16 protein-coding genes and 1 pseudogene are annotated in these 10,730 nt (G+C 68.1%); 16 read left to right on the forward strand and 1 reads right to left on the reverse strand.

The features are described 5' to 3' along the window. Positions 1 to 24: 24 nt before the first annotated feature. A complete protein-coding gene (locus tag B2747_RS20025) occupies positions 25 to 366 on the reverse strand; it encodes a hypothetical protein (RefSeq protein WP_291165313.1) in 342 nt (113 codons plus the stop codon). A 144-nt stretch (positions 367 to 510) separates the two neighbouring features. Between B2747_RS20025 and B2747_RS20030 the strand changes: the two genes are divergently transcribed. From B2747_RS20030 to B2747_RS20105, 16 genes and pseudogenes are all read left to right on the forward strand, one after another. Further along, a complete protein-coding gene (locus tag B2747_RS20030) occupies positions 511 to 1,230 on the forward strand; it encodes a terminase small subunit (RefSeq protein WP_291165315.1) in 720 nt (239 codons plus the stop codon). A 12-nt stretch (positions 1,231 to 1,242) separates the two neighbouring features. Then, positions 1,243 to 1,545, forward strand: a complete 303-nt coding sequence (locus B2747_RS20035; RefSeq protein ID WP_291165318.1) for a hypothetical protein — start codon at positions 1,243 to 1,245, stop codon at positions 1,543 to 1,545. Next, positions 1,538 to 1,759, forward strand: coding sequence for a hypothetical protein (locus tag B2747_RS20040; protein ID WP_291165321.1), 222 nt, complete (start codon positions 1,538 to 1,540; stop codon positions 1,757 to 1,759). Before B2747_RS20035 ends, B2747_RS20040 begins: the two co-directional genes overlap by 8 nt. Next, complete coding sequence (locus B2747_RS20045; RefSeq protein WP_291165324.1) at positions 1,756 to 2,319, forward strand: hypothetical protein; 564 nt, start codon at positions 1,756 to 1,758, stop codon at positions 2,317 to 2,319. Before B2747_RS20040 ends, B2747_RS20045 begins: the two co-directional genes overlap by 4 nt. Beyond that, the gene (locus B2747_RS20050) at positions 2,316 to 2,627 is read left to right on the forward strand and encodes a GroES family chaperonin (RefSeq protein WP_291165327.1); all 312 of its coding nucleotides are present in this window, start codon (positions 2,316 to 2,318) and stop codon (positions 2,625 to 2,627) included. Before B2747_RS20045 ends, B2747_RS20050 begins: the two co-directional genes overlap by 4 nt. Further along, positions 2,624 to 4,150: a hypothetical protein gene (locus tag B2747_RS20055; protein ID WP_291165329.1), complete on the forward strand. Its 1,527-nt coding sequence runs from the start codon at positions 2,624 to 2,626 to the stop codon at positions 4,148 to 4,150. The genes B2747_RS20050 and B2747_RS20055 overlap by 4 nt, the downstream gene beginning before the upstream one ends. Position 4,151: 1 nt before the next feature. Continuing rightward, on the forward strand, positions 4,152 to 4,616 hold the full coding sequence (locus B2747_RS20060; protein ID WP_291165334.1) for a hypothetical protein: 465 nt from the start codon (positions 4,152 to 4,154) through the stop codon (positions 4,614 to 4,616). Then, on the forward strand, positions 4,613 to 5,017 hold the full coding sequence (locus B2747_RS20065) for a hypothetical protein (RefSeq protein ID WP_291165338.1): 405 nt from the start codon (positions 4,613 to 4,615) through the stop codon (positions 5,015 to 5,017). Before B2747_RS20060 ends, B2747_RS20065 begins: the two co-directional genes overlap by 4 nt. Next, positions 5,014 to 5,550, forward strand: a complete 537-nt coding sequence (locus tag B2747_RS20070) for a D-Ala-D-Ala carboxypeptidase family metallohydrolase (RefSeq protein ID WP_291165341.1) — start codon at positions 5,014 to 5,016, stop codon at positions 5,548 to 5,550. The genes B2747_RS20065 and B2747_RS20070 overlap by 4 nt, the downstream gene beginning before the upstream one ends. After that, positions 5,547 to 5,798: a hypothetical protein gene (locus tag B2747_RS20075; RefSeq protein WP_291165343.1), complete on the forward strand. Its 252-nt coding sequence runs from the start codon at positions 5,547 to 5,549 to the stop codon at positions 5,796 to 5,798. Before B2747_RS20070 ends, B2747_RS20075 begins: the two co-directional genes overlap by 4 nt. Continuing rightward, positions 5,795 to 6,634: a hypothetical protein gene (locus B2747_RS20080; protein WP_291165345.1), complete on the forward strand. Its 840-nt coding sequence runs from the start codon at positions 5,795 to 5,797 to the stop codon at positions 6,632 to 6,634. Before B2747_RS20075 ends, B2747_RS20080 begins: the two co-directional genes overlap by 4 nt. Next, positions 6,631 to 7,314: a hypothetical protein gene (locus tag B2747_RS20085; protein WP_291165347.1), complete on the forward strand. Its 684-nt coding sequence runs from the start codon at positions 6,631 to 6,633 to the stop codon at positions 7,312 to 7,314. The genes B2747_RS20080 and B2747_RS20085 overlap by 4 nt, the downstream gene beginning before the upstream one ends. Before the next feature lie 5 nt (positions 7,315 to 7,319). Next, positions 7,320 to 7,931, forward strand: a complete 612-nt coding sequence (locus B2747_RS20090; RefSeq protein ID WP_291165348.1) for a hypothetical protein — start codon at positions 7,320 to 7,322, stop codon at positions 7,929 to 7,931. Between the two features lies 1 nt (position 7,932). Next, complete coding sequence (locus tag B2747_RS20095; protein ID WP_291165350.1) at positions 7,933 to 8,079, forward strand: hypothetical protein; 147 nt, start codon at positions 7,933 to 7,935, stop codon at positions 8,077 to 8,079. Further along, a complete protein-coding gene (locus tag B2747_RS20100; protein ID WP_291165352.1) occupies positions 8,080 to 10,485 on the forward strand; it encodes a hypothetical protein in 2,406 nt (801 codons plus the stop codon). 21 nt (positions 10,486 to 10,506) lie between these two features. Next, positions 10,507 to 10,730 (forward strand): annotated as a pseudogene (locus B2747_RS20105) (hypothetical protein); the annotation flags it as partial.

Consider the following 10,730-nt stretch of genomic DNA (forward strand, 5'->3'; position numbering starts at 1 on the left):
CCCTCTTAATCCACAGGCGCTTGTTCATCGCTGCCGACCCTCCATCTCGTCCAGCACCGAGCCGATGTACACGAAGTGGCGCTTGCCAGTGCGCGGGTTGAAGTACAGAAGGTTGTCGCCGCGCGCCTGGTGCCCCGTGACGACCCCCTGAATCAGGCGGTCGCCGTGGCGCCACCGAATCTCGGCGCCCACGGGGTACAAGTCTTCCATCGTGGCCAGCTTGGCGTCCTCGGCATCCTGTTCGGCTTCTCTCGCTGCCTGATAGAGCGCCCACTTGGTCGGGTGCGTGTTCACGCCGCCCCCCGCGTCCGCGCCTGCAAACGGGTGGAGCGTGGGTGCGGGTGGGGCGGTGTGTGTGGTGCTCATAACAGCCTCGCGTGTGGTGGAAAGCAGACACCCGGCCCCCGCCGGGCGGAAAACTATACGTAGAGGATAGTTAAGTTTAGCCATTTGGTCAAGAGTGGTAAGGTTAGTATTGACCCCATGAATCACGGCCGGTACTGTGACGGTATGCAGGGACCCCCCGTTGCGCCCGATGGCGCTGCCGACCCGCTGCCGAATCCGCGCCACGAGGCCTTTTGTCGGCTGGTGGCGTCGGGCATGGGGCACGCGCAGGCCTACCGCGAAGCCGGGTATGGGTCGCGCACGCCGGATGCGGCGGCGGCGCAGCTCTTGCGCTCGGCGTCGATTGCGGCGCGGGTGGCCTACCTCGAATACGACAAGCTGGCCACGGCGCGCGCGGCCTCGCTGGTGGACAGCCACCGCATCCAGCAAGAGCTCGAGTGTCTGGCGACGGCGGACCTCACCGAAGCCTTCGAGGAGGCCGTGGACCCGCACGACGGGACTATTGTCCCGCGCATGAAGCCGCTGACGCGCTGGCCGACGCCGCTCAAGCGCGCGCTCCACAAGGTGAAAGTGCGGCGCTACCTCGAAGGCATGGGCGAGAACGCCCGCGAAGTCGAGGTGCTGGAATTCCAGCTGACGCCCAAGGTGCCCGCGATCCACGAGCTGCGCGCCCACCTGGGCTTGCTCAAGCCCCGCGATGTGAACGTGACGGTGCGTGGCGTGATCGCGCTGCCGGTCATGCAGGTGCCCGCGCCGACGATGGCCGACCGGGTGATTGACGGCGACGTGTCGGAAGCCGAGGTGGCGCAGGTGGTCGTCCCGCCGCGCGAGAAGGCCGAGCAGGCGCGCCGGGCGCTGTTGGCCCGCATCGAGGGGCCGCGCTGAGGCATGGTCGATATGAGCGCCGTGGAGCTGGTCCTCTTGGTGCTCAGCACCGCCGTCACCGTGGCCACGGCCATGGCGCTGGCGGGCCTGTTCGTGATTCGGCTGGTGGTGGCCAAGGATCTGGCGCCGTTCGGCGTCTCGCTCGCGGAGCTGAAAGCGATCCTCACCGACCTCGTGGCGCGGCTCGATGAGCACCGCCGCGTCACGGACAACAACACCAACGAGCTACATGGGCTGGTGGATGCCCTGAAAACCACCACCACCGATCTGGTGGTGCGCGTGTCCCTCCTCGAACAGAGCCACCGCCATGCGTGAGACCCTCGCCCGCTGGTTCGCCCCGCCCTACTCGCAGCTGACCGCTGTGGTCGCCGCTGTGGTCGCCATTGCCGCCGAGTTCACCGACCCGGCGGCGTTGCCGGTGCTGCTCGGTGTGTTCGGCCCCGACTGGACCAAGGGCGTGGTGGCCGCGTGTGCGCTCGTGCTGCTGGTCAGCCGTGCGCTCGAACGGCAGCGCACGACCAAGCGATGAGCCGCACCAAGCGGGCGGTCGATCCGCTCGCCGGCCCGCAGCCGTGGCACCACTACGGCTGTACGGGCGCCTTCTACGTGCGGCTACCCGAGCCGCATGCCACGCTCGGTCCCTTCGAGCACGGCCACGAGGCCGACGCCGCGCAGATCGCGTGGTGGGCGGCGTATCGGCCGGATGACCACAACCCCAGGAGCCCGATGTTGTACAAGAGTGCGTCGCAAACGGCGGAGGATAGCGCAGGTCGGGAGTTCGGTCGTGCCATTGGCATACCGAGCAGGGCGCTTCTCGTTGAATCTCCCTCCGCCCCCGCCTCGACGAACGCCACGCAGGCGCTCACGGAGGTGGCCGAGCTGGTGGAGTTGGCCGAGCGGCTGGCGGTGCGTCTGTTCAGTGTCGAGGCGCGCATTGTCAGCTCGGTGCCGATGGCGTCTGCGAAGGAGGCGGATCGGCTGCAGGTCGGCAACGGACTGCTGGCGGACGTGGACGCCATCCGTGACCGACTGAACACGGCGATCAGCCGCGCGCACGATACGGTCACGCGCATCGAGGGGGCGCTGTGAGCGACGCCCCGGTGTCCGAGTTCAAGGCGCGTCCGCGTGATGTGCTCGAGCCGCTGTTCGATCGCGTGGTGGTGCTGCCCGACGCGGCGCCCGATCAGATCGGCAGCATTCTGGTGGCCGAGACCGCCCAGGAGCGGCCGGCCCGTGGTGTCGTGGTGGCCGTGGGCCCGGACGTGAAGACCGTGGCGGTCGGGGATCGTGTGCTCTATGCGCACTTCACGGGCGCCGATGCGGAGCACGACGGCCAGGCGGTGCTCGTGCTGCAGGAGCCCGACGTGTACGCCAAGGTCACCGCGCGGGCCGGATGATGCAGGCCGCGCCTCGGCTGGTCCATGCCGTGCAGTACGAGCCCGACGCCACCGAACAGGTGGTGTTTCGGCCGTTCCCCGGCTTCCAGACCGAGGCGTGTATGGCGGGCGAGGACGAAGTGTTCCTCGGCGGCGCCAAAGGCCCGGGCAAGACCACGCTGGCCGTGGCGCTGGCCACGCGGCAGGTGGAGTTCCCGACGTACAAGGCGGTGCTCGTGCGCTCGACGTATGGCGAGGTGCAAGAGCTGCTCGACCGCGCGCATGCCATGTACAAGCAGATGCCGGAGAAGCCGGCGTGGAACGGCGAGCAGCGGCGCTTTGTGTTCCCGAGCGGCGCCTACATCGCGTTCGGCTACATGGAGACCGAGAAGGACGCCGAGCGCTGGCAGGGCAAGGAGCCCAACTTCTTCGTGTGGGACGAGTTCGGGAAGGCCAAGAACCCGCGTCCCTACGAGCTGATGCTGGGTGAACTGCGTTCGCCGGATGCGCGCGTGAAGTGCCAGGCGCTCACCACCGGCAACCCGGGCCAGCGCAATCACGGCTACATCAAGCGCCGGTTTATCACGCCATGCGGCGAAGATGGCGGGCGGGTGTTCCTGCGCTACCGCCTGCCCAACGGGCTCGTGGAGTACAAGTCGCGCCGCTGGATTCCGGGCAAGGTGTGGGACAACCCCATCTACGCCAACGATCCGAAGTACATCGCGCAGCTGATGGCGATGTCGGAGCGCGACCGCAAGTATCTGCTGTTCGGCTCGTGGGAATCGCCCGAGGGCGCCGCGTTCCCTGAGCTGGATGTGTCGCGCCACTTCTGCCGGCGCTTTGCCGTGCCGCCGCACTGGCCGATCTACGGCGGCCACGACTGGGGTTTTGCGCACCCGTGGGTCTACGTGTGGTACGCGGTCGACGAGGACGGCGCGCTGTGGGTCGGCGACACGCTGTGGGGCCGGCACGACAAGGACAGCGCGATTGCCCGCAAGATCACCGAGCGGGCGCCGGCAGCCCGCATCGTGTATGCGGGGCAAGACTGTTTCCACGTGCACGCGGCGCGGCGCGAGGAAGTCGACGCCGAGTCGACGGCCGATCGCTACACCAAGGGCGGCCTCATCGTCACGCGCGCCAACACCGACCGTGACCACGGCTACCGCACGTTGCGTGAGCTGCTCGCCTGGCGCGGCATGGGCCCGCAGGGCGAGGACGGCGAGCCGCGGCTCCGCTTCATGGACACGCCCGGCAATCGCCGGCTGTTCGCGCAGCTCGAAGCGCTGGTCACCGATCCTGACGACCCTGAAGACGTGCTCAAGGTCGACGCCGATGCGGACGGCAAGGGCGGCGACGACGGCTACGACGGCCTGCGTTACGCCGTGCACTCGCGCCCGGCCAAGGCCCGCGAGACCTACGCCGACCGCAAGTGGAGCATCAACGACCCTGACGTGCTGCGCGCCGAGATGCAGGCCAAGCGCACGGCCACGCACCGCCCGCGGGCCGCCAAGCGCGGCCTGAGCCCTGTGGACGCCTACGGATAACATGCCCACCATCACCCTGCCCTACTTCGACCTCGTGGCCATCGTGGTCATTGCCGTGCTGGTGTCGCTGCTGCTGCGGCGCCGGGACGATGCGCCCGCCAAGCCGACCACCACGCGCGGCGCCTTCAACCTCACGATTCGTCACACGCACGAGCTGACCGCCGACACGGTGGCGCAGCTCGGCGCGATGCTCGAGACCACGGCCGCCCAGGTGTGGACCGGCCAAGTCGCGCCGATGCTGGAGCGCGTCTATCCGGCCACGCAGCCGGCCACGCGCTTCCACGCGCCGCCCGAGCCCGAAGAGCGCCTGGCGCATGATCTGCCGCGCGCCCATGCCGTGGTGCGCGGCGCGACCGAGCTGCAGGCCGCCGCGCGAGCGGCCGGCAAGTACCTCCCGATGGACGAGGCCATGCGGCAAGCCATGGCCATGCTGGACAAGACCTATAACCCGCAGGAGCCCGTATGACCACGACGCGCGCCGGGACCCCCGGCCCTGACCGTTGGATCCGCCACGAGTCGATCGACACGGCCGGCAAGAAGGTCGAGAACGTGGCCGCGCTCTACGCGGGCGCCAGCTGTACCAACGGCGTGCCGCTGTCGGCGCTGGTGGTGTGTGCGGGCGCCTCGCGCGGGCGCGTGCGCTTCAAGAGCACGGCGGCCGGCACGCTCAAGCTGGAGTTTGTCCGGCCGCTCAACAGCCCGTCGGTGGTGCCGTATGGCGCCGGCAACCCCACGCCCGTGGCGGTCACGGCGAACGTCGAGACGCTGCTCACGACGCCCGACATTGCGGGCGAAGCGTCCGCACTGATCACGTTCACGCCGAGCGGCGCGGGCACCGTGAACTTCGTGGACTGGATGGCGCTGTGAGCAACACGCCGACGCCGCCCAAGCCGATGGCGCCGGGCGACCGCCAGCTCACGCGCCACTTCCGGCTGTCGGAGTTCGCGGTCTCGGCGTCGCACCCGCACCTCGTGCGCCCGGTGCCGCCGGCGCTCATTCCGCGCGTGACGATTCTCGCCGAGCAGCTGCAGCTCGTGCGCGAGCGCCTCGGCATGGCCATGCGCATCACGTCGGGCTATCGCTCCACCGCGCTCAATGAAGCGGTGGGCGGCTCGCCGACCTCGCAGCATGTGGCCGGCCAGGCGGCGGACTGGCACACGCACGACATGCGCCAGGCGCTGGTGACCTATGCGCAGCTGATCGCCGAGGATCAGCTCGCACACTCGGGTCAGATCATCTGGTATCCCGAGGATGGGTTCATCCACCACGCGCTCGTCTCGCCGCGCTTTCCGCATCCCACCTTCTGCGTGCACTGGCCCGAGCAGGGCTGGCGCTACAAGAAGCACGCCATCACGCCGGAGACCGCGTACACCGTCTGGCCGGGAGACTGGAACGCATGAGCACTCTGTCGCAGTACTCGCAGCTGAGCGGCAAGGCCGCCGTCCTGCAGCTCGCCTTCGGCGACGGCTGGAAGGACATGGTCCGCGAGATTGTGTGGGAGCTGGTCGACCAGCTCTGCGCGCGCGTGGACGAAGCCGGCACGCTGTTCACGGTACAGAAGTGGTTCATCTCCATTCCGATCAAAGGCGTCTACGTCGAGTGGGCGGCCGTCACGCTCGCCACGCGCTTGGTGGGGCCGAAGCCGTGAGCACCGCTGGCGTGGTGGCGGCGCGGTTGGTCAGGGGTGTCCAGGTGGGGGAGGTGGCGCCTGAACCCATCACGCCGGATTGGGAGATCCTGCGCGACTTCAATAGCGGAGCCAACGGCGCGTCAGCGAACGCTACCGCTGACGGGTTCGACGGGGACGCTGGCGATTCCGTGTACACAACGGAACAGGTTTTTGCCGGTGCTCGCTCTTGCAAGATGACCATTACCGAGGGACAAGGAGGATTCGGCGCATGGGGCGGCATCATTGTTTTGCCATCACCGCTGCTCAAAGGCGACCGCCTCTGGTATCAACACTATTACTGGATGCCGGAGGACTACATCCTCAGCACTACGCCCGGCTGGCTCAAGTACCTCCGCTTCCTGACGCGAACCGCGGCCGACACGCACGTTGGCTATCTCGATTGCTACATCAACGACGATGTACTCGGCACACCGGATTCGACCTATCGGTGGATTCTTGAAGGACAATTTGAATGGGTGCTTGCAGGGAGCGCGAGGCGCTATCTGCGTGATCAGTGGGTGCGCCAGACGGTCTGTATCGACCTCAGCGATGTGCCGGCTGCGCTCGGCGGATCGGCGAGGGTTCGCCATTGGGAGAATGGATCGCTTGTTATGGACTCAGCCACTCAGTTGGGGACCTATGGCAATTGGCTTAAGACGCTTAACGAGGCCGATCACCGCGTCATCGCACACTATCTGCACACCTACTGGAACAACGACAACGCGCCGGCCACGCAGTCCAGCTATGTGGATGACATCCGCATAGCCAAGAATGGTGTGCCATCATGGGCGCTCGACCTCGAGGACCTTACATGAGTATCACGCCCGGCACAGTCGCAGTTGGCGGTGGGGACCTGGGAAACTACGACACTTCGTTCTACAGAGATTTCTCTGTCACGATTGCGGAGGGATCGTCAACGTTGTCGGTCGTGCTGGCCACCTTGTCGACTCGCATTGATCAGATCTCAGTTTGGCTCGGCGCCGCTGAGCTAACGCGCCGCACCAGCAAGGACACCGGCAATGTCCTTTCCATCGGCATCTGGGACTTGGATGCCCCAGCCTTTGGCGCGTTGACGCTTCGCGTGCGCTGTCCCAATCCGGCCTATGTGGCGCTTGCTGCGCATCCGCTGTCTGGCGTGGATCCTGTGACGCCACGGCGCGGCGTCGGATCGGAGGCGTACCCCTCCAACTTCACGACGCGATCAAACGCGACCACTGAGGAAGGCGATCTAGTTGTTGGCGGTATGGTGGCCAAGGAAGCGCAAACGCTGACGACAACCTCCGGGATCGAGTCAGCAAATCAGTCGGTAGGTGATCCAGATCTAGTTGGTATAATGGCTGCTGCGGTGCGCGCAGCAGCAGGAACCGCCACGACTCTCGACTGGTCTAGCACGCTGGAAAACGCGCCACGAGTGGCCGCTAGCGTGGCGTACATCCCTGCGTCCGCTCCCTCCGCCCCTTCCGCCGCCACCCTCGCTCACCTCCTCAACAACTGACGACCATGGCCCGCCCCATTCAAGCTGCTGCGACCGATGTCACGCTGTACTTCCTGGCCGTCGAAATCGCGACGGGTGCCGTGGTCACCGCCGGCATCGCGTACGATGCCGCCGGGCTCGAGCTCGCATACACGCGCCTTCGCGAAGCGACCGTCAAGGCCGTGGTGGGTGACACACCCGCGCCAGCTTCGCTCGCCAGCGACACGGCCACGCACACCAATTGGGGCTGGCGTCACGTCGGCAACGGCCTGCATCGCGCGGATTTTCCCGATGAGGCGTTTGCCAGCGGCTCAGCGGGCGTGGTGTGTATGCCGAAGCTCACGGGCTACCAGTTCATTCAGGTGGACCCAAACTTGATCATGGCGGTGGATCCGGTGGCCGACAACAGCGCGGAGCTGGCCGACGCGTTCCTTGATCGCAACCTCGCCACCGGCACCGACTCGGGCAGCAGCACGGTGCGCACGGTGCGTCAGGCGCTTCGCGCGCTGCGCAATCGCTTCACCGTCTCTGGCGGCACGGCGACGTTCTACAAGGAGGACGACGCGACCGTCAGCCACACGGCGGCCGTGACGGGCACACCGGCGGTCACGGAAGCCAACCCGGCCGGGGGCTCGTGACATGTGGGCGTTCTTCAGCTGGCTGCATTGGTGGGATGATAGCGGGGGCGGCGATCCGCCCGACCCCATCGATCCGGTGGGCGGCGAGGACACGGCCGACATTCTGCGGCGCAAGCGCCACCGCCACGGCGGCAAGGGAGGCAAGTAGATGACCGGCGAATCCTCGACCACGCTGTTGGCCGAAGGCGCGGGCCTGCTCGGCGGCGGCGGTGATGCCACCGCGCGTATGCCGCTGCTGCGCAAGGAGCCGCGCACTGCTGACCCCACCGTCGACGGTGTGCTGCACGCGCGCCTCATGGGCGAGTGGAGCGCGCAGAATCACGTCATGCGCCAGCGCGACCTGTCGATCGAGGAGAACGTGTCGTTCCTCTCCAATCGGCAGTGGATCCAGTACAACGAACAGCTCGGCCGGCACTTCGACGTGAGCGAGTGGATGACCGACGAGGAGCGCCGCTATCGGCAGCGCCCCGTCGTCAACCTGCTGCTGCCGTGGTTCACCATCACGCACGCGCGGCTCACCGAAAATCCGCCGGTGCTGACGTTCGTGCCGGGCCCTGACGAGAAAGACGCGCAGCTTGCCGAGGTGCAGGACACGCTGTTCAAGCTCGCGTGGAAGCAGGCGGGCATGACCGAGGTGATCGACCGGCTGTACGCCTGGCTGATCCCGTCGGGCGAGGTGTACTGGATGTCGCGCATTGATCTAACCAAGGGCGCCTTTCGTCCGCGCGTCGGCCGCACGCGCGTCGAGCTGCTCGGGCCGGATGGCCAGCCGCTGCCGGGCCCCGACGGGACCGGCGATATCGAAGCCGACAACGTGCCGCTGGGCGAGGATTGGGCGCCCGCCGCGTACATGGACGCCGAGAGCGGGCAGCTCGTGCCGACCGCCGAGCCGTACTACGACCGCGAAGGGCAGGTCGTGGTCGACGTGCTGCCGGCGCCCTGTGTGCGCGGCCAGTTCGGCGCGGGCATCCCGTGGCACGAGAAGGCGTGGCACATGTGCGTCGGCTTCTACACGCCCGAGCAGGTGTGGGACATCTGGGGCGTCGAAGTCGAGCCGGACGCGAGCGGCTCCACCGACATCAACAGCAGCCTCGAAGCGCTGCTCTTTGGCCACGGCCACTTCCTGCCGGGCGATACGACGCTCCTCAGCCAGACCGGGCCGGCGCAAGGCGCCAAGCGCGGCCTCGTCAAGGTGTGGCAATACTGGCAGCGGCCCTCGATGCGCGACGCGGCCACGCGGCAGACGCCGACCTCGCCCGGTGGGCGCTACACCGTGTTCACGGCCACACGCATTCTGGTCGACGGCACGCGGCCGGTGGCGTATCCCTACACCTCGCCGATCCGCCGCGCCACGTTCCTCAACATCCCAGGCCGCCCGGCCGGCACGTCGCCGCAGTCGGCGCTCAACGGCCCGCAGCGCACATACAACAAGCGGCGCGGGCAGCTGGGCGAGCACGCCACGCTCACCGCGAACCCCAAGGCGCTGATTGACTCGGCGGCGGGCCTCGAAGAAGGCCAGTGGACCAACGCGCCCGGCGATGCGCTCAAGGTGAACTTCCGCGCGAACGGCGACGATCCGATTCGGTGGATGACGCCGCCGCCCCTCGGATCGGCGGTGCTGCAGGATGCCGAGCTGGCGCGCGACGAAATCGAAACCATCGGCGCGCTCAAGGGCACCGGCGGGGAACCGATGTCACCCGACGAGTCCGGCGAGGCGCGCAAGGAGCGGCGGTACGACAGTGACCGCTACGTCGGCCCCACGCAGCGCCGCATGACCGAAGAGATGGCGCGCATGGCGGAAGACTGGATGGCGCTGTTTCCGCTGATCTACGACGAGCCGCGCGTGGTGCGTGATGCGGGCGAGGACAACCTGGCGCGCAGCGTGCTCGTCATGCCGCAGCTGTTCGAGCAGGGCAACGTGCACGTCCAGCCCGACACTGAGTCGATGATGCCGGAGTCGCGCGGCGAACGCCAGGCGCGGCTCTACACGCTGTACAAAGACGCGGTGCTCGGCGATCCGGCCGACCCCACGGTGCGCCAGCGCTTCCTCGAGATGTCGCGCTTTCCGCACCTCTCGCGCGTCGCGCGCTTCGGCACGGTGGACGCGCAGACGGCCGACCAGGAGAACGGCGCGCTGCTCACCGGGCAGCCGGTGCCGGTGCTGCCGTTCTACGACCACGCCGAGCATCTGCGCATTCACAACGGGTTCCGCAAAACCCGCGAGTATCTCAAGCTCGATCCGTTCGCGCGCGAGGCGTTTGACCTCCACTGCGCGATGCACGAGCAGGCGCTGGCCATCCAGCAGGCCGAAGCCCAAGCCGCGGCCTACGCGGCGGCGGCCGGTATGCCACCTGGTGCGCCGGCTGGTGCGCCGGCTGGTCCTCCGGCGCCCGGTGGCGCGCGTCCGCGCCCGTCGCAGGTGCGCGCCGAGTCGATGGCCACACCGGCTGCCGGCATGGAGCCACCCACTCCACCCACCGATGGCATGCCCGGGCGTCTCGCCCCTCGCGTCATCGGCACCACCGCTGCCATGCCTGCCGGCATGGGGGCGTAACCTTTCCCCGTCGCCCTCCTCATGAGCCTCGACACTACGCCCGTCGTTCCGGTGCCCGCTGACGCGGGCGCTGCGCCTGCTCCCGCTGCCGCGCCGGCGGCGCCGCCGGCTGACACCGGCACGCCGGTGCCCACCCCCGAGACCAGCGACGCGCCGGCCTCGAATGCCTTGGCCGATGCGTTTGCGGCGCTGGCCCGTGGCACCACGGACGCCATGCGCACCCCGGAGCCGACGAGCGAGCCGGC

Origin of the sequence: Gemmatimonas sp. UBA7669 (assembly GCF_002483225.1) — a bacterium.
Classification (GTDB): Bacteria; Gemmatimonadota; Gemmatimonadetes; order Gemmatimonadales; family Gemmatimonadaceae; genus Gemmatimonas.

Coding starts and splice junctions, on each gene's coding strand:
- B2747_RS20035 (WP_291165318.1), top strand. CDS start 1,243: ATGAGCGCCGTGGAGCTGGTCCTCTTGGTGCTCAGCACCGCCGTCACC.
- B2747_RS20040 (WP_291165321.1), top strand. CDS start 1,538: ATGCGTGAGACCCTCGCCCGCTGGTTCGCCCCGCCCTACTCGCAGCTG.
- B2747_RS20060 (WP_291165334.1), top strand. CDS start 4,152: ATGCCCACCATCACCCTGCCCTACTTCGACCTCGTGGCCATCGTGGTC.
- B2747_RS20095 (WP_291165350.1), top strand. CDS start 7,933: ATGTGGGCGTTCTTCAGCTGGCTGCATTGGTGGGATGATAGCGGGGGC.
- B2747_RS20025 (WP_291165313.1), bottom strand. CDS start 366: ATGAGCACCACACACACCGCCCCACCCGCACCCACGCTCCACCCGTTT.
- B2747_RS20065 (WP_291165338.1), top strand. CDS start 4,613: ATGACCACGACGCGCGCCGGGACCCCCGGCCCTGACCGTTGGATCCGC.
- B2747_RS20030 (WP_291165315.1), top strand. CDS start 511: ATGCAGGGACCCCCCGTTGCGCCCGATGGCGCTGCCGACCCGCTGCCG.
- B2747_RS20085 (WP_291165347.1), top strand. CDS start 6,631: ATGAGTATCACGCCCGGCACAGTCGCAGTTGGCGGTGGGGACCTGGGA.
- B2747_RS20055 (WP_291165329.1), top strand. CDS start 2,624: ATGATGCAGGCCGCGCCTCGGCTGGTCCATGCCGTGCAGTACGAGCCC.
- B2747_RS20100 (WP_291165352.1), top strand. CDS start 8,080: ATGACCGGCGAATCCTCGACCACGCTGTTGGCCGAAGGCGCGGGCCTG.
- B2747_RS20090 (WP_291165348.1), top strand. CDS start 7,320: ATGGCCCGCCCCATTCAAGCTGCTGCGACCGATGTCACGCTGTACTTC.
- B2747_RS20075 (WP_291165343.1), top strand. CDS start 5,547: ATGAGCACTCTGTCGCAGTACTCGCAGCTGAGCGGCAAGGCCGCCGTC.
- B2747_RS20045 (WP_291165324.1), top strand. CDS start 1,756: ATGAGCCGCACCAAGCGGGCGGTCGATCCGCTCGCCGGCCCGCAGCCG.